This is a genomic window from uncultured Sulfitobacter sp. (genome assembly GCF_947499945.1).
In the GTDB taxonomy this organism is placed as follows: Bacteria; Pseudomonadota; Alphaproteobacteria; order Rhodobacterales; family Rhodobacteraceae; genus Sulfitobacter.
Genome location: NZ_CANMQD010000003.1, coordinates 23,580 through 43,059, shown reverse-complemented (window position 1 = coordinate 43,059; position 19,480 = coordinate 23,580). Strand labels below are relative to the sequence as shown.

Genomic DNA, 19,480 nt, shown 5'->3' with positions numbered 1-19,480 from the left:
CCTCTTGTTGGCCGCCAAGGCACAGTCTATGTCTGAACTCCACGCATTTGCATCAGGCTATTATGTCCACATCCAATTCAGAGAATACGCCTGCCCTATCGCGCAAGATTGGCCATTACCTCAGTAATTTGGTGATTGTTGGTTTAATCCGGCTGGCGCTTATGCTTCCCTATGCCTTACGGGTTCGCGGCATGGGAAAAGTCGTTGAGCGGATCATCGGTCCAGTTGCAGGCTACCGCCGTAGAGCCCTCGACAACCTTGCGTTGATCTGGCCCCAGATGCCGCTCTCCGAGCGCGAGCAGATCGCATCAAAATGTCTCAATAACGTGGGCAGAACTTTTATAGAGAATTACTCGTCCAAGGATTTCCCAGCGCGGATGGCTAACAATAGGCTCACTGGTGACGGGGTTGCCGCGCTCCGCGACGCAGTGGCCAACGGGCGTCCTGTGATCCTTGTAACAGGGCACTACGGAAATTATGAGGCTGTGCGCGCCACCCTTGTCGCGCAAGGGCTCAATATTGGTGGGCTCTACCGCGATATGAAGAACCCCTATTTCAACGCCCATTATGTCAAAACGATGGAAGCGTTCGGCGGCCCCGTATTTCCCCAGGGGCGACGCGGGACAGCAGGGTTTGTGCGCCACCTCAAAGACGGTGGCCAGCTGGTCTTGCTGTTTGACCAGCATGTATTTGAGGCGCCCTATTTCGACTTTTTGGGGCAACCGGCCAATACCGCCACGTCTGCCGCTGATCTTGCGCTGCGCTATGACGGGTTGCTGATCCCTTTCTATGGCATTCGTCAGCCTGACGGCCTTACCTTCGAGACGGTATTGGAAGCGCCTGTTCCAGCAACAGATGCCACAACAATGACGCAAGCGATCTCGGACAGCCTTGCCGCGCGCATTCTTACTGATCCCACGCAATGGTTTTGGGTTCACCGCCGCTGGCGACCGCATAATTAGTCGAGCCGCGCCGCTGCGACGATCTTTCCCGCGCCCGCTTCTTGTACCAAAACGACAACTGGATCATCCCCGCTCAGATCCACTGTCATGTCCAAGGGTGCCGATCCATCCCACGCCCCTACCACCTGCCAGCTATGGGCGATGTTAGTGTATTCATAAGTTTCGCCACGGTTCTCTCCACGGGTAATCTTGCTTGTCTGGACAGGGGTAAGGCGCAAAACATGCACGTCCATCTCCGTCACCGTTCCTAATGGCACATCCGCTTTTATGCTCAGCGTGTCACCCGTGCGTTGCGTGTCCAACATTGTGCGGGGAATCTCGGCGCTGTATTTCGCAATCGCTTTGGACAGCATCATAGGTTTTGCCCCCACGATATCCGTCTGCCCGTTCACCACCATTTCAGGAGTATAGATCGAGCGGCGCCCCGCCTTGTTCGCATAAGCCCGCTGTCGCTCAGCATGAGCCGGTTGGCCGAACTCGTCTTTCCAGCCGATGTAATCCCAATAATCCACGTGCAGCGCTATCGCGATAACGTCATCAATATCCTTCAATTGAGAGAAAATTTCATCTGCTGGCGGACAGCTTGAGCATCCCTGCGACGTAAACAACTCCACAACAACAGGGCGTTGCTCCGCAATTGCGGGGGCAGCAAAAGCGACGCCAAGCGCTACGGCAGATGCAGTAAGGATATGGACAACGCGGGACATTTGATTCCAATCGGAGTAAGGATCGCTCGGTGTATTTACCTTCACGGTCTTGAAATAACCAATCAAGGTTTCGAGAGTACCACAATAGTCGCTTCCTGCGGCGAAATTATGGAAATTTTGGTGTACAATGGTATACAATTTACCTGTTAGCAGTTGAAAACTGCACAGGAATAGGCCATTAGGACACTAATTTCGACACGCAGCAACCTTATATTCGGAGCTACATATGACAATCATCGTCGGTCAGGATACTGCCAAAGCCCGCAAAACGATCAAATCGGGTGATCAATCTATTGCCTATTACTCCATCCCCGCCGCACAGGCCGCAGGTTTGGGTGATTTCTCGAACCTTCCCGCCGCCCTAAAGGTGGTTTTGGAAAACATGTTGCGCTTTGAAGATGGCAAAACCGTTACCGTCGACGATATCAAAGCATTCGCCGAATGGGGTGTCAAAGGTGGCAAAAACCCGCGCGAGATTGCCTACCGCCCTGCGCGCGTATTGATGCAGGATTTCACTGGCGTTCCTGCCGTTGTTGACCTCGCTGCCATGCGGGACGGCCTCGTTGCCTTGGGCGGCAAAGCGGATCAGATTAACCCGCTGAACCCTGTTGATCTGGTCATCGATCACTCAGTCATGATTGACGAGTTCGGCAATCCGCGTGCGTTCCAGATGAACGTGGACCGTGAATACGAGCGCAACATGGAGCGGTATACATTCCTGAAATGGGGTCAGAACGCATTTAACAACTTCCGTGTAGTTCCTCCGGGCACAGGTATCTGTCACCAGGTGAACCTTGAGTATCTGGCCCAGACCGTCTGGACAGACAAGGACCAGCATGGCGATGAGGTTGCCTACCCTGATACGCTTGTCGGGACCGACAGCCACACCACCATGGTTAATGGCATGGCTGTTCTGGGCTGGGGTGTTGGCGGGATCGAGGCCGAAGCCGCGATGCTGGGTCAGCCCATCTCCATGCTCATCCCTGAAGTTGTCGGTTTCGAGCTGACGGGTCGGATGATGGAAGGCACGACAGGGACCGATCTGGTGCTTAAAGTGGTCGAAATGCTGCGCGCCAAAGGTGTGGTCAGCAAATTCGTTGAATTCTACGGCGAGGGTTTGGACCATCTGCCGCTCGCCGACCGTGCGACCATCGCCAACATGGCGCCTGAATATGGTGCAACCTGTGGCTTCTTCCCGATTGACGGTGAGACACTCCGCTACATGCGCACCACAGGCCGCGACGAAGATCGCATCGCGCTGGTTGAAGCCTATGCAAAAGAAAACGGCATGTGGCGCGGCGATGACTATGCGCCGATCTACACTGATACGCTGTCGCTCGACATGGGTACAATCGTGCCTGCAATCTCGGGCCCAAAGCGCCCGCAGGACTATGTTGCGCTCACAGACGGCAAATCGGCATTTGCAAAAGAAATGGCTGAAACCTTCAAGCGCCCTATGGGCAAAGAAGTGGCCGTGGATGGCGAAGACTATACGCTGGAATCAGGTAAAGTTGTGATCGCTTCGATCACCTCTTGTACCAACACCTCCAACCCTTACGTGATGATTGGTGCGGGCCTCGTGGCGCGCAAAGCTGCTGCTTTGGGTCTGGACCGGAAGCCTTGGGTCAAGACATCCCTCGCGCCCGGATCGCAGGTGGTGAGTGCGTATCTTGAAGCTGCTGGCCTTCAAACCGACCTCGACAAGATCGGTTTCAACCTTGTCGGTTACGGCTGCACGACCTGTATTGGTAATTCTGGTCCGCTTCAGCCCGAGATCAGCAAAGCGATTCATGATGGCGATCTGGTTGCGACTTCTGTGCTGTCGGGTAACCGCAACTTTGAGGGCCGTATCTCCCCTGATGTGCGCGCCAACTATCTGGCCTCCCCGCCACTGGTTGTGGCCTATGCACTGGCAGGGACCATGGATATCAATCTGGCAACAGACCCGATTGCCCAGACCCCAGACGGCAAAGACGTATATCTGCGCGACATCTGGCCCACTACACAAGAAGTGGCAGAGCTGGTTGAGCAGACGGTTACGCGCGAGGCGTTCCAGACCAAATATGCGGATGTCTTCAAGGGCGATGAAAAATGGCAGAGCGTCGAGACAACAGACGCCATGACCTATGACTGGCCACCACAATCCACCTATGTTCAGAACCCGCCCTACTTTCAGGGAATGAGCAAAGAACCGGGTGTGATCACCAACATCGAGGGTGCAAAAGTCCTCGCCGTGTTGGGCGATATGATTACCACGGACCACATCTCCCCTGCTGGCTCGTTCAAAGAGGACACACCTGCGGGTCAGTACCTCACCGAACGTCAGGTGCCTGTACGGGAATTCAACTCCTATGGCTCGCGTCGTGGCAACCACGAAGTCATGATGCGCGGCACCTTTGCTAACATCCGCATCAAGAACGAGATGCTAGACGGTGTCGAGGGCGGCTATACCAAAGGTCCCGATGGTCAGCAGACCTCGATCTTTGATGCCGCAATGGCGCATCAGGCTGCTGGCACACCGCTGGTAATCTTTGGCGGTGAGCAGTACGGCGCAGGTTCCTCCCGCGACTGGGCTGCCAAAGGCACAGCGCTGCTGGGTGTGAAGGCGGTCATCGCCGAGAGCTTCGAGCGAATCCACCGCTCGAACCTCGTTGGTATGGGTGTCATCCCGTTGGAGTTCACAAATGGCGACAGCCGCAAGTCGTTAGGCCTTACTGGTGAGGAAACCGTCAGCATCAGCGGTCTGGACAGCATCCAGCCGCTACAAGAAGTGCCTTGCGTGATCACCATGGCCGACGGCACCGTGAAGAACATCATGATCAAATGCCGTATCGATACAGCAATCGAGATTGAGTACATCGAACACGGCGGCGTTCTGCACTACGTTCTGCGGGATTTGGCGAATAAGAGCATCGCAGCCGAATAACATTCGTACAAATCAGATGATCTTGGCCCCAGTTGAACCCTCAACTGGGGCCTTTTCGTTTGCAGAAGTCTGCAGCGGAAACCGCTATTACTGGCAGAGCTACTGGAACGCGCTAACTGATATAATGAAACAGTAGATGTTAGAGGATTATGACATGCCGCAAACAGCGCAGCGACCCGGGAACCGCTTGATGGATCGCCCCGAATATAAGTCAAAGCAAAAACCGCTGACGCGTTCACCCGATACCAGCGTGTTCGATGCGGTTTCGGCCATGTCCGAAAAAAACTATGGCTCAGTCATTGTGGTCGATGCACAGGAGAAAGTGATCGGTGTGGTCACCGAGCGCGATGTGATGAACAAACTTGTCGGCAAGGGGTTGGACAGCAAAACGACTAAGCTGTCTGATATCATGACCGAAAACCCGCGTCTTGCGCGTGAAACCGACGACCTTGTGGATTGGTTGCGCATCATGTCGAATGAGCGTTTTCGCAGATTGCCCGTCGTTGATGCGGAAAACAGGATCAAGGCAGTGTTCACACAAGGTGATTTCGTTTCCTATACATGGCCGGACCTGATCTATCAGCTCAAATCAATCACAACTGCCACAATAAGCAAGAATTGGGCCCCGTTTCTTATAGGAGGCGGCATCGCAGTTTATTCGATTATCATGGTGATCGTCATGGGGTCGCTGTAGCTTCAACGCATTTCGGGGACTACATCAGTCTCTTTTTGCGCAAACAATCCGTGCATCAAGTGTTCTTGCCATCGCTACTTCAAGCGCTGGCAAGAACCGTTGTTCGCAGTCACTACCAATCAGTGGCCCAGCGAACCGGAAGAGAATTTTCCCCTCCGCGTCCAGAATAAATGTCTCTGGCGGGGCGGTCACGCCCCAATCGATTGCATTGCGCCCTTCGGGATCGAACGAAATGCTTGAGAACGGGCTATCATCGTCGATAAGGTATTTGGTGGCGGCGCGTTCGGTATCTTTGAAATTCATGCCAATGATATTAAAACCTTCCGCATTCATTTTTAGTAAAGATGGATGCTCGGCGCGGCAAGGCGGGCACCAACTGGCCCAGAAATTCACCAGCGTTACTTCGCCTGCAACTAACATTTCAGGTGTCGTTTGGGGAAAGCCCTCTAAGCCACGCTCTGGCACGCCGGGCGCTGTTTGTCCGACCAAAGTGGAAGGCATGCCGTTCGGGTTATCGCGATACATCCCCACAAACGCCAATCCGACAAAGGCCGCAAAGATAAGCGGCGGAGCGATCATTAGCGGGCTAACCTTTGGCATTGCGTGCTGTCTCCTGCTCTATCTGTTTGAGAGCGGCGCGGGCTTTTGACCCGCGGCGCAGGCTGAGCCAGACAAGGCCTGCCATCAACAAAAGCGCCACACCATAAGCGCTCAGCACTTCAGTCGCGTATTTTCCAAGTTCGGGCATCATGTGTTCCTGTCCAATCGAACGCTTAGGGCGCGGCTGCGGCGCAGAGCGATTTCCGTGCCCGTGCGGTACAAAACGAGAGCCAGAAACAACAGAGTGAACCCCGCAATCGAAATCACCAGCGGCACCCAGAATACATCCGAGATGTTCTCTTCTTTATCAAGGCTGAGGGACGCTCCTTGATGCAAACCTTGGCTCCAGAACAACACAGCATAGCGTGACATCAACGCAAAGACAGAGCCCACAAGGCACAGCACCGAGGTCAGGTCAGCGGCGGTATCGGGATCTTCGACTGCTTCCCACAGCGCAATATAGCCGAGGTAGAACAAGAACAGGATCAAAAATGAGGTCAAGCGCGGGTCCCATGCCCACCATGTCCCCCACATCGGCTGGCCCCATATCGCTCCTGTGAGCAGCCCAATAACTGTCATGACCAGGCCGATGGGGGCTGCCGCTTTTGCGGCCAAAGCACTGACATGGTGGCGCCGGACGAGCCAGATCAGGGACGCAACCAGCATCATGATCCACGCGTTGATCGCAATCCATGCGGAAGGTACATGAATGTAGATGATCTTGATCGTGGACCCTTGGCGGAAGTCATCTGGGGTCGCGAAGAAACCCCAGACTAGGCCAACAGCAATGCCAAGCGCCGCAGCGCCCCATGCAAAGGGCTGCACACGCGCACTCAGCGCCAAAAATTTCACCGGATTGGCGTATTCCCATAATGACATAGCAGGTACTTAATACTCCGTGTGTATGAGCTCAATGGTTAAGGGATTTCTCACCGGATTGTCATCCGCAAAGCGGCCGCAGCGGCGAAAGGCAGCAGCGCAATTGAACCAAGACTGATCCCTGCGAGCAAGAACAATGGGGTTTCGGCATCCATACCAATTGCCCCCCGTCGCGCGGCCTCCGCACCGAAGATCAACGTGGGCACATAAAGCGGCAGCACCAAGAGCGACATGAGCAAGCCGCCACGCTTGATGCCTACAGTGAGCGCAGCACCAAAGGTCCCGATCATTGACAGCGCAGGTGTCCCGAGCAGTAGCGAAATCACGAGCCAACCAAAGCCCTCAGGAGGCAGATTGAGCAGCACGCCCAAAAACGGTGCGGCCAATACCAAGGGCAATCCCGTTGTAATCCAATGCGCTAGCCCCTTTACAGCCAATGCGGCCTCAAGCGGGAGGGGCGCTGTCGCCAGCACATCCAATGTGCCGTCCTCAAAATCCAGCGCTAACAAGCGGTCCAGCGAAAGCAGACAAGCCAGCAGTGCTCCGAGCCACAGAATGCCCGGCGCAATAGACGACAGCAGCGCGCTTTGCGGCCCCACGCTGAATGGGACCAGCACCGTGAGGATCAAGAAGAACGCAAGGCCAAGGCCAAACCCGCCCCCTGCCCTCAGGGCCAATTTAAGGTCACGCAATAGTAAAGCGATCATAGAAAGGCCTCGTCGCTTGCGCCGTGAAGCTCGCTCGCTACTGCGCGAAGAGGGGCGACGTCCAGCACCTGAGCCTCAATCCCCAGATCAATATGCGTCGCCAGCAAAGCCATACCACCTGTTGCCAGATGGCGCTGCACCGCATTCGCAAACATCGTAACGGCGTCAGTATCAAGCGATACTGTCGGTTCATCCAATATCCAAATAGGCCTCCCCGTCACCATTAGACGCGCCAGACCCGCACGGCGTTTTTGCCCCGCAGACAGCGTTCCCGTCAAACGACCCGCCAAAGGCGCGAGCCCGTAAGCTTCAAGCGCAGGAGCAATGTCGTGCTGGCCATACACGGCCGCCCAAAACTGCAAGTTCTCGGCAACACTCAACATCGATTTCAACCCGTCCGCGTGGCCTGCATAGGCGACAGCATCGACAGCGCCTTCTATCTCTCCCGAAAGGGGCGGCTGAAGCCCAGCAATGGTGCGCAAAAGCGTCGTCTTGCCCGAGCCGTTGGGCCCCCGCAGGATAAGCGCCTTGCCGACAGGCAAGTTAAAAGACACCCCGCTCAGCACAGGGACGCCGCCGCGCGCGACTGCGATATCTGCGAGGCGCAGGCTCACCGTTTAGACCGGCAACATGGCAAGGGCCACACGGCGCCCCTCGCTCAGCAAGACGTTATAGGTGCGTGCGGCAGCAGGAGAAGCCATCGCCTCGACACCGACCCCAGCCTCTTCCAACTGGGCACGCAGCCCTTTGGGAAGATGTGCAATCTCGGCACCTGTTCCGATGAAAATCACATCAGTTTCAGCTACAAGCGCTTCGAGCGCTGCAATATCATCAAAACCGCCCCACGTGCGCGTGCCAGACGGGGCCGCAATCACCGCCCCGTGGACAACCTGTCCGCCAATACGGAAGAAACCGGGGCCATAGCCTTCAACAGGTTTGGCATCGTTGAATACAATCTCATTCAGCCTCATGGCTGATCTCCTGATAAAAAACGTGACGCATGTTTCACCCTTTCCAAAGCGGCAACCCGATAATAGCCGATGCCGCAATGACGAGATAGGCCACGTTGCGAAAAAGGCGCTCTGCCGATGGGTCAAAAAGACGCGCACCTATCATATTTGCGATGAGGTTTGGTACGCCAACAAGCATCCCAAGAAATGCGATTGGCCAATTCATCAAACCCACTGCCCAAAGCAGCGGAAAAAGGATCAGGTCAAGGCCTACTAGATAGAGCAAAAAATTGGCTCGAATGGTTTTAACGGGCAATGTGCTGGCCATATAAAGCATGATTACAGGTGGCCCCGGAATGCCCGCAAAGCCCGTCATAAAACCGCCCACTGCCCCTGTTGCAACGATGAGGCGTTGGGTAAGCGCACCTTTTAGGCGCCAGCCCGAGACGGTTAGTGCCAAGAGTGTGAAAACAGAGATTGATACAACCCAGCCAAACGCTGTGGGGTCCATGCTGGTCAGCGCCCAAAGCCCTAGCGGCAGCGCTATAACAGCACCCAGTACCAGCAGTCCGACTTCGCGCGGCGTGCCTTCGCGCCATGCCGCAGGAGTGTTGGGCAACGGTCCTACCAATTCTGCACAGATCAAGAAAATCACCGCCTCGACAGGGGAAAGAACGGAGCTGGCAACCGGCATAATAATCATGGCCGAGCCAAAGCCTGCAAATCCACGCACCAACCCTGCCACAAACACTGTCACTACCAGCCAGATCAGCCCGTCAGTTGCGAGGGCTGATGCCAGAATGTCAGGCATCAATATTTGCGTACTGATTACCTGCGTTTAGATCAGGTTTGGACCAATCCCGCTTCACTCCGAAGTAAAGGAGAGCAGCAGTTGCCACAAAGATTGACGAGTATGTCCCTACAATCACACCCCATATCATCGCAAAAACGAACCCGCGGATCACGTCACCGCCGAGCACAAACAGCGCGATGAGCGCCAGTAATGTGGTGACAGAAGTCATGAATGTCCGGCTCAATGTCTCGTTAATAGACATATTGAGGACCTCTTTCAGGGGACGGTTTTTGTATTTGCGCAGATTTTCCCGCACGCGGTCAAACACCACCACAGTATCGTTGAGAGAGTAGCCGACAATGGTGAGCAAGGCTGCGATAATCGCGAGGTCAAAGCGGATTTGTAGCTCCGAAAAGACACCGATGGTGAGAACAACATCATGGATGAGCGCCAGAACGGCCCCTGCAGCAAATTGCCATTCAAACCTGAGCCAGATGTAGATAAGCACCGCCCCAATCGCCAAAACCACCGCAATGATGGCCGTATTAATCAACTCACCCGAAACTTTCGGACCCACCGACTCTACAGAGATGAATTTGATGTCAGGCCGCACTTCCTTAAGTGCACCTTCAACCGCTTCAATGAGTTCGGTTGTGACCGCTTCTTGATCATCCTGCGCCTGAATACGTACCATCGCCACGTTTTGATCGGGGCGGAATGTCGGATCAAAAACTTCGGTAATCGTAATGTCGCCTAGGCCCAGCGTGGTCATAGCATCACGGTATTCAGAGATGATGACAGGGCGCGGGCTTTCGGTGCGGATGGTTGTCCCGCCGCGGAAATCGATGCCGAAATTCAGCCCTTGGATCAGGAAGGACGCCGCCGCGACCAGCACCATGATGCCAGAAATCCCCAGCCACAGCTTCCAACGGGTAAAGAAATCGAAACTTGTGTTTTGTTTGACCAGTCTCAGGCGCATATCAAAGCTCTATCGTTTTGGGACGGCGGCGCTCATACCAGATGACCACTATCAGACGTGTTACAAAGATCGCCGTAAAGACCGACGTGAGAATACCAAGGCCCAGCGTAATCGCAAAGCCGCGCACAGGGCCGGAGCCCATAGCGAACAGGATCACCGCCGTAATGAAGGTGGTGATATTCGCATCCAGAATAGCGCTCAGGGCCTTCTCATAGCCAAGCTCGATCGCGCGTGCAGGTCCTTTGGCGGTATTGAGCTCCTCGCGGATACGCTCAAAGATCAGCACGTTGGCATCCACCGCCATACCGACGGTCAGAACAATCCCCGCAATACCAGGCAAGGTCAGCGTGGCGCCGATCAGGCTCAGCAAGCCGAACAGCAACGCCACGTTGATGATTAGTGCGATATTGGCGAACAGACCAAACAACCCGTAGGCTGCGAACATAAAAAACAGCACCAGCGAGAATGCGACCACAGTCGCGATCTTACCCGCGTCAATACTGTCTTGACCCAGCTCTGGACCAATCGTGCGTTCCTCAAGGAAGTCAAGCTGCGCAGGCAAGGCCCCTGCCCGCAGCAAAACCGCCAGCCGCGTCGATTCCTCAACGGCAAAGTTACCAGTAATGATGCCCGACCCGCCCGGAATGTGGCTCTGGATCGTTGGTGCGCTCACCACTTCATCATCAAGAACGATGGCAAAGGGCGAGCCGATATTCTCGGCAGTGTAGTCCCCAAATTTACGCGCACCCGTTGTATTAAAACGGAAACTTACGGCAGGAGCGCCATTCTGGTCAAAGCTCGGCTGCGCATCGACAAGCTCTTCACCGGTCACAACCGGCGCACTCTCTATAACGTAAAATACACCCGGTTGGTCCAACGATGGGACAATCTCGTTTCCGATGCCCGGACGCTCGGACGCGTCGGTGCTACGCCGGATCACTGGATTAAAGGTGAGTTGCGCTGTGGTACCGATGATCTCTTTGAGCTCGGCTGCAGAACCGATGCCCGGTACTTGGATAAGGATACGCTCAGTGCCTTGACGCTGAATTGTAGGCTCCCGCGTGCCGACCTCATCGATACGACGACGAATAATTTCGAGCGACTGCTGCATCGTGCGTTCGTCGGTTGCGCTTTTTTCTGCCTCGGACAACACAACTGTGATGATTCCATCATCGCCGCTTACGTTGATGTCATTGGCCCCTGCACCTGTAAGGGTCTGCACCGGACGACCAAGGCTGCGTACCACCGCCATTGCCTCGGCCATTTTGCTCGGATCGGTCAGTCGGACTTTCAGCTCGGTTGGTGCGGATTGTTGCAAATTGACAGGCGTCAGTCCACGCACCGCATCGCGCACTTCGGGCCACATCGCCTCAAGCCGTGCAGCGTAAACGTCCTCAACCCGCACTTCGGCCAGAAGATGCGCACCACCGCGCAGATCAAGGCCCAGATTTACGAGACGGTTGGGCAGCCAGTCAGGCCACAAGCCACGCTGCGCTTCCAATTCGGGCGTCGCACCTGACAACTCGATCTCTTTAACAGCGTCATTGTGGCCCTCGACGACTGTGTAAAACCCATTGGGCATCGCCAAAAAGATGCCAACTGCGCAGGTCAGCCAAATGGCGATGCGTTTCCATACGGATATCTGGAGCATGTCGCCCGCCTTTGTCTTGGTCGTGTGGTGGGTTTACTTGGCCGGTTCGGTCTTGTTGATCACGGTCGCGATGGTGCTCTGGATCACACGGACTTTGACACCGTCTGCAATTTCAAGCTCAAGCTCACCATCATCTTTGACCTTAACCACTTTACCGATAATGCCACCTTGGGTGATAACCTGATCCCCACGGCGCAGCGCTGCGACCATCGCCTGATGATCCTTGAGCTTTTTCTGCTGGGGGCGGATCAGAAGGAAATACATGATACCGAAGATAAGGATCAGCGGGATAAATTGCTCGATGCCTGACATGGAGTGGTCCTTTTATATGGGTCTCGCGCGGGGCTGCCCCATGATCGCAAGTCGTGTCTGAAGTTGGCAGGAACCTATGCGCGGGTTGCGCGCTTTGCAAGGTACCGCAGGGCCTAATATCGGGCCTATTGCGGAGATTTAGCAGCCCCTCTATGCCGCTGCCATATAATGGGTCATAACGCGGCCCATGCGAGTCACTCATACGGCCCGCAAAGATCTTTTGATGGAGGATACGACCATGCATGACATTCGTGCCATACGCGACAACCCCGATGCTTTTGACGCCGCTCTTGCGCGGCGCGGCGATGCGGCGCTGTCCTCCTCGATCCTAGAGCTTGATACAGCACGGCGTGCCAAAATTCAGGCGGCGGAAGCGGCGCAAGCGGACCAGAACGCCGCCTCCAAGCAAGTAGGCGCTGCCAAGGCCAAAGGCGACGATGCAGAATTCGAGCGTTTGCGTGCACTGGTCTCCGACAAGAAGGCCGAAGTGGCCGCAATGCAGACCGAAGCCAAGGAGCTTGATGCAAAGCTGACCGATATGCTGTCGCGTATTCCCAATGTGCTGGCCGATGATGTGCCAGAGGGTGCGGACGAGACAGAAAATGTCGAAGTGAAGAAATGGGGCGATCTACCGTCGTTCGCTTTTGCGCCCAAAGAACACTACGATCTGGACAGCGTTGCTGCCTCAATGGATTTCGAGACTGCGGCCAAAACCTCTGGTGCGCGGTTTGTTATGCTCAAGCGCGGGGTGGCCCGCATCCACCGTGCGCTGGCGCAGTTCATGCTCGACACCCATGTGGATGAGAACGGCCTAACAGAAGTGAACTCGCCCGTGTTGGTACGCGACGAGGCGATGTATGGCACGGATAAGTTGCCAAAATTCGGCGATGACAGCTACCAGACGACTGAGGGCATGTGGCTTGTGCCTACGTCCGAAGTACCGCTGACCTATACGGTTGCGGGTGACACGCTTGAGGCAGCAGACCTGCCACGGCGCATGACCTCGCATACGCTGTGCTTCCGTTCCGAGGCAGGCTCTGCGGGTCGTGATACATCAGGCATGCTGCGTCAGCACCAGTTCGAAAAAGTCGAGATGGTCTCTATCACGCTGCCTGAGGAGTCTGACGCGGAGCAAAAGCGCATGCTGGCCTGTGCCGAAGGTATTCTGGAGAAACTTGGTATTCCTTACCGCACTGTTCTTTTGTGCTCGGGCGATACAGGTTTTGGCGCACGCCGCACTTATGACATTGAGGCATGGTTGCCCGGACAGGATGCCTACCGCGAGATCAGCTCGGTCTCGACCACGGGTGATTTTCAGGCCCGCCGCATGAATGCACGGTTCAAGCCTGCCGACGGTGGCAAGCCGCAGTTTGTTCACACGCTCAACGGTTCCGGCCTTGCGGTCGGTCGCTGCTTGATTGCGGTTCTGGAGAACGGCCAGCAAGAAAACGGCACAGTTGTCCTGCCCGCTGTGCTTGCGCCCTATCTTGGCGGCAAAACGACATTGGGTCTCGACGGCACGCTCGTCTAAGAGTGGCAGTCGGGGCGCTTAGCGTCCCGGCTCATCCCGCTCGTTTGGCGGTTTTGGCGCTGGCGCGTCGCCAAACAGATGAGGCAACAGGCTCTTGAGCGAACGCGGACGGTAATCCCTGCGCCCTTTGACACGCTGGTCCGCACTGATATGCAAGTCAATAGGATGGCCTGGCCCTTTGCGCCATTTCAGCAGATTGCCCGCGACGGTATAAAGCCACGGCGGCTGGCTCAGCGTATGACTGTCGGCCATCGGATCGGGGACACGGTCGAGCAGATCGTCTATGTTTATGTCCAGTCCTGCCTTTTGCGCCCCTTCGGCAATCCAAAGCATCGACTGTCCCGTCAGCGCACGCGCTTTGGGGGCAGAGCCGCCAACGATCGCATGTGTCCCCGTAAACCAGACCTGCTGATAACGGCGTGCTTCGCTCCGGTCGCCCTTGTTCAGACCAGCATGGCCGCGCGACGCCTCAAGATTATCCCAAAGCGCGGGACGGTAGAAAACGCGCCGCTCGTCCAAAGCCACGGCATGACGCGCTGACTTCACCATTGAGGTAAGCAACGTATCGTGGAAACGGTATTTACTGTTCCAGACCGTTGCCACAGGCCCCAGCAGCGGTGCTGGCACACCCAAGGAGCCAACAGTATCCCAAATACCCATATAGGCAATCTCGACCTTGTGCATCTGCGCAGGATCATTGCGCCACGGCGTCACAGAACGCCAGTTCATATCCTGATCCGATGTGGCAAACCGCGGCGACAGCTTGCGCCGCTCTTGCAGCACATGCAGCGCATCGGGGTGGTTCTCGATCCCCGGTTTGCGGTACAGGCGGAAAGCCTCGTCTAATGCATCGGGGGTTGGGTCCGCTACAACTCCACATTTTCGGATCATCCCCGCAAGCGAACGTGCAGTGTACGCGCCGCGCGAGAAGCCAAAGATAAAAATCTCGTCTCCCGCCTCATATTGATCACACAGTGCCGCATATGCTTGCTTAATGTTTTCATTCAGCCCCCAGCCAAATGCGCCGCCGCCAACCTTCATAAGCGCTTTGGCGAAGAAGTTGACCTCGCCCCCGCCCGTCCCAACGCCCTCGAAATAATGGGCGTGCTGTGCGTTGGTGCGGCGAGTATGTTGATACAGGCGCACCACATGGGTCGGTTGCTTCATCGTGGGGCTGTTCCACGTGCCGTCGCAAAAAATAGCGATCCGTGCCATTGGCAAAATTCCTTTGTGCTATATGTCGGGTAGCAACGCATAGTTTTGACCAGAAAGGTCCCCATGTCACGTCCCCTCGCCGCGATTTTAGTGTTTATTCTTGCAGTCTTGTTTGCTGCTTCGCCCGCCTTTGTGCCTGATTTCGGCGGCTTTGATCCCGACCAGTTCCCTGTCCCGCAGGACAATCCCGCCGTGCAGCCTGCGGGCTACGCCTTTGCGATTTGGGGGCTTATCTATCTTTGGCTCATTATCGGAATGGGCTATGGCGTTTGGAAACGGCGTGACGATGCGGCGTGGCACCCCATGCGCGTTGCGCTGATGCCGTCGCTGGCTGTTGGCTCGATTTGGCTTGCCGCTGCTGTTGCCAGCCCTGTCTGGGCGGCAGTGCTGATCTGGATCATGCTTATCTCAGCGCTCATCGCGCTGTTTCGCAGCCCTTTGGAGGACAAATGGTTCGCCGCCCTTCCACTCGGCCTATACGCAGGTTGGCTCAGTGCGGCATCTTGCGTGTCTCTGGGTTTGCTGGCCGCTGGATACGGTTACACAAGTGAGACAACAGCCGCACTTGGAGCGATCTTTCTCGCGCTCGTCATCGCGTCTGCTGTGCAAAGCCAGCTTAAGCGCGCGCCGACCTATGGCATCGCTGTGATCTGGGCGCTGATTGCTGTGGTTGTGCAGAACATTGCAACGGGCAACATGACGGTTGCCGCGCTGGCCGCCGGTGGCGCAATTGCGCTCTTGCTACCAACATCCAAAGCGATACGTAACGCAATCTGAAGGAGCAGGAATTTTAAAAAATTCCGTTCCGTTTTCTTTCAGAGAACCCGACTACCTGCTGCCGTCGTTGGGCTTGCCGCCTACGTGTTTACGCAATTTTGACGGTGGTGCCTTCTTGCGACCCTTATACGGGTTGGCATCGGACTGGCCGCGCATCCATAGACGGATGGGTGTGCCGGGCATGTCAAAATCAATGCGCAAACCGTTCACCAAATAGCGGCTATAGCTTTCTGGTACTTTGTCCGGGTGGCTACACATCACAACAAATCCCGGAGGCCGCGTTTTGGCCTGCGTCATATACTTCATCTTGATTCGTTTACCTTGCGGCGCGGGGGGCGGATGCGCCTCCAGCATACCCGCAAGCCAGCGGTTGAGCTGCGCGGTGCTCACGCGGCGGTTCCACATATCGTAGGCGCGCATGATGGCCTGTTGCAAACGGTCTAGCCCCCTGCCCGTTTTTGCAGAAACCGTAATGAGTGGAGCCCCACGCAATTGGGGCAGCAACCGTTCAAAGCTCTCTTTGAGCTCTTTCAGCTTGCCCTGTTTGTCTTCCTCGACGTCCCATTTATTCACCGCGATGACAACAGCACGGCCTTCGCGCTCTGCCAAATCGGCAATGCGTAAATCCTGCTGCTCAAACGGAATTTCAGCATCAAGCAAGACAACGACGACTTCAGCAAATTTAACCGCACGTAGGCCGTCACTAACGCTCAGCTTTTCCAGCTTTTCCTGAATTTTCGCCTTTTTGCGCATGCCTGCCGTATCAAAGATACGCATCGGCACGCCGTCCCACTCGGTGATCAAGGATATCGCATCGCGGGTGATTCCCGCCTCGGGTCCCGTCAACAAGCGGTCCTCTTTTACGATCTGATTGATCAGCGTGGATTTACCAGCGTTCGGACGGCCTACGACAGCAACCTGCAATGGCTTGGCGCGGGTTGGCACCGGGACCGCATCCATATCATCGCCGTCTTCTTCACTCAGATCGACATCCGTCTCGGGGCCGTCATCAGGACGCGATTCCGCGAAACCATCAGCAAGCGGCATTAGAACAGTGTAAAGATCGGTCAAACCTTCGCCGTGTTCGGCAGACAAACGGATCGGTTCGCCCAACCCCAGCCCGTAGGCCTCCAGAAAGCCTGCTTCTCCAGCGTTGCCTTCTGCCTTGTTCGCCACCAAAATCACATGGGCCGAGCGTTTGCGTAAAATGTCGGCGAATACGAGATCGGACGGGGTGATTCCCACCCGAGCATCGACCATGAAGAGACAAATATCGGCCATATCAACCGCACGCTCTGTCAGGCGGCGCATCCGGCCCTGAAGACTGTCATCGGTCACTTCTTCCAGACCCGCTGTGTCAATCACGGTAAAGCGCAAGTCGGCCAAACGCGCGGCACCCTCGCGCAAATCGCGCGTCACACCGGGCTGGTCATCGACCAGAGCAAGGCGTTTGCCGACAAGGCGGTTGAACAGCGTGGATTTGCCCACATTGGGACGGCCCACGATTGCGAGGGTGAAGGACATGGTTACGCTCCGAGCAGGGTTAGACCTGCGCCATAGCCCAAAGCACGTGACTGTGAAAGCCCTGTCTCAAACGAGGCCTAGCGATAGGCGAGCAATTGACCGTTTTTGGACACAACATAAAGCGTGCGACCCGCAACAACAGGTGCCGATGTTGCACCGCCGGGAATTTCTGCCGAAGATACAAGCGCGCCATTAGTAGGATCGAAGCTGCGCAACTGACCATCTCCAGAGGCGATGATCACACGGCCGCCCGCAACGATTGGGCCGTGATGTGCAACAACCCGACTTTGCTTGAGCGGCTTGCGCTTTACAAAGTTCGGCAGCTCTACACCCCAAATTTTTGAACCATCAGCAGCATCAAGGCGGATCAACTCGTTTAAATCACTAACCGCAAACACACTGCCACCAACAGGCCAGACAGGACCAATCGCCCCTTCGCGGGCAGTCCAGACACGTGCGCCAGATGCCACATCAAGGGCGGCAATGCGGCCTGACTGGTTGCCGACATAAACACGGTCACCCGACACAACAGGTGCTGCTGTAACGTCAGAGACATTGCTCAATGCGCGACCGCGACGCTTGCCAAGCACCGAAGCATCCCATCGGTTCAACCCGCCCCGACGGAACACGGCCTGCACTTCGCCAGAGCCAAAGGCGAATATCGCCAGATCATCGGTGAGCGCGGGTGCGGGTGCGCCCAGAACGTTATTGGTATCACCCGTTGAGCCGATCTGCCATTCAACTGTGCCATCCTTGCGATTCACGGCCCAGCCGGTGTTGTCGCCAGCTGTCACATAGACCAAATCGCCTGAAACCGTGGGCGTGCCTGAGCCGCTCGCATCCAGCTGCTGTGTCCAACGCACAGCACCCGTGTTTGCATCGAGCGCAGCCAAGACGCCAAATCCGATGGAGACATAAACAGTATCTCCCGCGACAACGAGGCCGCCACCGCTGGCATCCCCTGCTTGATCACGCGCAGGGCGCAAATCAGCCTGCCACAAAGTAGCACCCGCAATGGATGTCGCCGAAACAACCGATTGTGCGTCAAGTGTGAAGATGCGGTTGCCTGCTACAACAGGATCAGCCGTAATGCGATGTTTGCGGCTATCGCCTTCGCCGATATTCGCGGCCCACTGGAGGGTCAGGCTCCCACCGAGCGCGGGATGGACCACGCGGTTGGCAGGGCTGCCGAACGTCTGGGACCACTCCGCATTTGCGCGTGCAGCAGGAAGTGAAATTGCGCGGTTGCTATTGCCCTCGAACGCGCCTTGCTCTTGCGCCGTGTCCCCTTGATCCTGAAGTACAGAGCGGACGTTTTCGCGCTGGCCCGGCAAAACAATTTCGGGTTCGGCACATGCAGAGAGGAATGTCGCGGCCCCAAGGATACCAACAAAGAAGGCACGCGACGCGACTGAGCGCTTTGGGTGCGATGGGGTACGAAATTCTGTCATGGCCTGCTCACTCTGGTCTGCCTCTCCCCGTCGCTGCGCCTTGCAACGATCAAATGTCAGCATTCTTATCCGTTATTCTCGTCGGTTGGGGTACCGTTCAGTTCAGGCTCCCCGCCCAGCGCTACAATCACCTGCAATGCGCGTTGTTGCAAGTCCGGTGTCACACCCGCATCGCTCAGCACGGCCTGATATGTCGCAATCGCACTTTCGACGTCACCTTCCTGAATGGCGATAAGGGCAAGCTGCTCTTGCGCAAGCAAGCTCAAATTACTCCCCGCAGCGCCAAGCGCCTCAAACCCCTGCTTGCGCTCGGCGGCAGGCATTGTATCGGACTGAAGGGTCAGCGCTTTGAATTGGGCGATCTGGCGATAAATCAGCGGAATTTCACCGTTAATCGCAACCGTGTTCAAATTCGCAATTGCGCCTTCAAGATCATCTGCGGCCAATTGCTCAGAGGCCGTAAGCAGCGCCAGCATGGCAGATGCCTGCGCACTGCCTGCCTCGACACTTTGTAATCCAGCAACTCTTGCGGCGGCATCGTCATTGTTCAATGCGGAAAGGATGGCATCGCCCAACCCTTCGGCCTGCGCGCGCGTCTGTGCCTTGCGATATTCTGAAAATGCAGCACCACCAACGATCAGCAACACCACCAAGACGGCTATCCAGCCATACCGCTTGAGCGTTGCCATCATCTGGTCACGGCGCAACTCTTCTGTGACTTCTTCAATAAATCCGTCGCTATTACTCATCCGGCTTTGGCCTTTGTCTCAATGCGTTTCGCCCCTCTTAGCGGAGCTATAGGTCCAAGCCAAGGGCCAAGGG

At 56.0% G+C, this 19,480-nt stretch carries 20 protein-coding genes; 5 read left to right on the top strand and 15 right to left on the bottom strand.

Going from position 1 to position 19,480, the window contains the following annotated elements; genetic code table 11:
• The first annotated feature begins 62 nt into the window (after positions 1–62).
• Complete coding sequence (locus Q0775_RS13780; RefSeq protein ID WP_298861945.1) at positions 63–962, top strand: lysophospholipid acyltransferase family protein; 900 nt, start codon at positions 63–65, stop codon at positions 960–962.
• Here the strand turns inward: Q0775_RS13780 and Q0775_RS13775 are convergent.
• Entirely contained in the window at positions 959–1,669 is a 711-nt protein-coding gene (locus Q0775_RS13775; RefSeq protein ID WP_298861943.1) for a thioredoxin family protein, read from the bottom strand. The genes Q0775_RS13780 and Q0775_RS13775 overlap by 4 nt on opposite strands.
• A gap of 226 nt (positions 1,670–1,895) precedes the next feature.
• On the opposite strand from Q0775_RS13775, the gene acnA reads away from it, so the two are divergent.
• Together acnA and Q0775_RS13765 are read left to right on the top strand one after the other, a co-directional pair.
• Positions 1,896–4,595 carry an aconitate hydratase AcnA gene (gene acnA / locus Q0775_RS13770; RefSeq protein ID WP_298861941.1) on the top strand — a complete coding sequence of 900 codons (2,700 nt, stop codon included), beginning with the start codon at positions 1,896–1,898 and terminating at the stop codon, positions 4,593–4,595.
• A 154-nt stretch (positions 4,596–4,749) separates the two neighbouring features.
• Entirely contained in the window at positions 4,750–5,289 is a 540-nt protein-coding gene (locus Q0775_RS13765) for a CBS domain-containing protein (RefSeq protein WP_298862845.1), read from the top strand.
• 24 nt (positions 5,290–5,313) lie between these two features.
• On the opposite strand, the gene Q0775_RS13760 is transcribed toward Q0775_RS13765, so the two are convergent.
• Genes Q0775_RS13760 through yajC form a run of 10 tightly spaced genes read right to left on the bottom strand, consistent with a single transcriptional unit; the run spans position 5,314 to position 12,160 of the window.
• Positions 5,314–5,889, bottom strand: a complete 576-nt coding sequence (locus tag Q0775_RS13760; protein WP_298861938.1) for a DsbE family thiol:disulfide interchange protein — start codon at positions 5,887–5,889, stop codon at positions 5,314–5,316.
• Entirely contained in the window at positions 5,876–6,040 is a 165-nt protein-coding gene (gene ccmD, locus Q0775_RS13755) for a heme exporter protein CcmD (protein ID WP_298861935.1), read from the bottom strand. Before ccmD ends, Q0775_RS13760 begins: the two co-directional genes overlap by 14 nt.
• A complete protein-coding gene (locus Q0775_RS13750; RefSeq protein WP_298861933.1) occupies positions 6,037–6,768 on the bottom strand; it encodes a heme ABC transporter permease in 732 nt (243 codons plus the stop codon). The genes ccmD and Q0775_RS13750 overlap by 4 nt, the downstream gene beginning before the upstream one ends.
• Before the next feature lie 50 nt (positions 6,769–6,818).
• Positions 6,819–7,475, bottom strand: coding sequence for a heme exporter protein CcmB (gene ccmB, locus Q0775_RS13745; protein ID WP_298861930.1), 657 nt, complete (start codon positions 7,473–7,475; stop codon positions 6,819–6,821).
• Positions 7,472–8,089, bottom strand: a complete 618-nt coding sequence (gene ccmA / locus Q0775_RS13740) for a heme ABC exporter ATP-binding protein CcmA (protein ID WP_298861927.1) — start codon at positions 8,087–8,089, stop codon at positions 7,472–7,474. Before ccmA ends, ccmB begins: the two co-directional genes overlap by 4 nt.
• Before the next feature lie 3 nt (positions 8,090–8,092).
• Positions 8,093–8,446 carry an Mth938-like domain-containing protein gene (locus Q0775_RS13735; RefSeq protein ID WP_298861924.1) on the bottom strand — a complete coding sequence of 118 codons (354 nt, stop codon included), beginning with the start codon at positions 8,444–8,446 and terminating at the stop codon, positions 8,093–8,095.
• Positions 8,447–8,480: 34 nt separating this feature from the next.
• On the bottom strand, positions 8,481–9,236 hold the full coding sequence (locus Q0775_RS13730; RefSeq protein ID WP_298861921.1) for a sulfite exporter TauE/SafE family protein: 756 nt from the start codon (positions 9,234–9,236) through the stop codon (positions 8,481–8,483).
• Positions 9,229–10,197, bottom strand: coding sequence for a protein translocase subunit SecF (gene secF, locus Q0775_RS13725; protein ID WP_298861918.1), 969 nt, complete (start codon positions 10,195–10,197; stop codon positions 9,229–9,231). The genes Q0775_RS13730 and secF overlap by 8 nt, the downstream gene beginning before the upstream one ends.
• Position 10,198: 1 nt before the next feature.
• Positions 10,199–11,848, bottom strand: coding sequence for a protein translocase subunit SecD (secD, locus tag Q0775_RS13720; RefSeq protein ID WP_298861915.1), 1,650 nt, complete (start codon positions 11,846–11,848; stop codon positions 10,199–10,201).
• Positions 11,849–11,881: 33 nt separating this feature from the next.
• On the bottom strand, positions 11,882–12,160 hold the full coding sequence (yajC, locus tag Q0775_RS13715; RefSeq protein WP_298861912.1) for a preprotein translocase subunit YajC: 279 nt from the start codon (positions 12,158–12,160) through the stop codon (positions 11,882–11,884).
• A 238-nt stretch (positions 12,161–12,398) separates the two neighbouring features.
• Between yajC and serS the strand changes: the two genes are divergently transcribed.
• Complete coding sequence (gene serS / locus Q0775_RS13710) at positions 12,399–13,691, top strand: serine--tRNA ligase (RefSeq protein WP_298862842.1); 1,293 nt, start codon at positions 12,399–12,401, stop codon at positions 13,689–13,691.
• Positions 13,692–13,709: 18 nt separating this feature from the next.
• Here the strand turns inward: serS and Q0775_RS13705 are convergent, their stop codons facing one another.
• The gene (locus tag Q0775_RS13705) at positions 13,710–14,906 is read right to left on the bottom strand and encodes a DUF2235 domain-containing protein (protein ID WP_298861909.1); all 1,197 of its coding nucleotides are present in this window, start codon (positions 14,904–14,906) and stop codon (positions 13,710–13,712) included.
• 63 nt (positions 14,907–14,969) lie between these two features.
• Here Q0775_RS13705 and Q0775_RS13700 point away from each other — a divergent pair, with 63 nt between their 5' ends.
• A complete protein-coding gene (locus Q0775_RS13700) occupies positions 14,970–15,683 on the top strand; it encodes a hypothetical protein (protein WP_298861906.1) in 714 nt (237 codons plus the stop codon).
• A gap of 51 nt (positions 15,684–15,734) precedes the next feature.
• Here Q0775_RS13700 and der read toward each other — a convergent pair whose 3' ends face one another.
• The 3 genes from der to Q0775_RS13685 all read right to left on the bottom strand — a co-directional run bounded on the left by der (position 15,735) and on the right by Q0775_RS13685 (position 19,407).
• The gene (der, locus tag Q0775_RS13695) at positions 15,735–17,207 is read right to left on the bottom strand and encodes a ribosome biogenesis GTPase Der (protein ID WP_298861903.1); all 1,473 of its coding nucleotides are present in this window, start codon (positions 17,205–17,207) and stop codon (positions 15,735–15,737) included.
• A 77-nt stretch (positions 17,208–17,284) separates the two neighbouring features.
• Complete coding sequence (locus tag Q0775_RS13690) at positions 17,285–18,658, bottom strand: PQQ-binding-like beta-propeller repeat protein (RefSeq protein ID WP_298861900.1); 1,374 nt, start codon at positions 18,656–18,658, stop codon at positions 17,285–17,287.
• 65 nt (positions 18,659–18,723) lie between these two features.
• Positions 18,724–19,407: a hypothetical protein gene (locus tag Q0775_RS13685; RefSeq protein ID WP_298861897.1), complete on the bottom strand. Its 684-nt coding sequence runs from the start codon at positions 19,405–19,407 to the stop codon at positions 18,724–18,726.
• Positions 19,408–19,480: the final 73 nt, after the last annotated feature.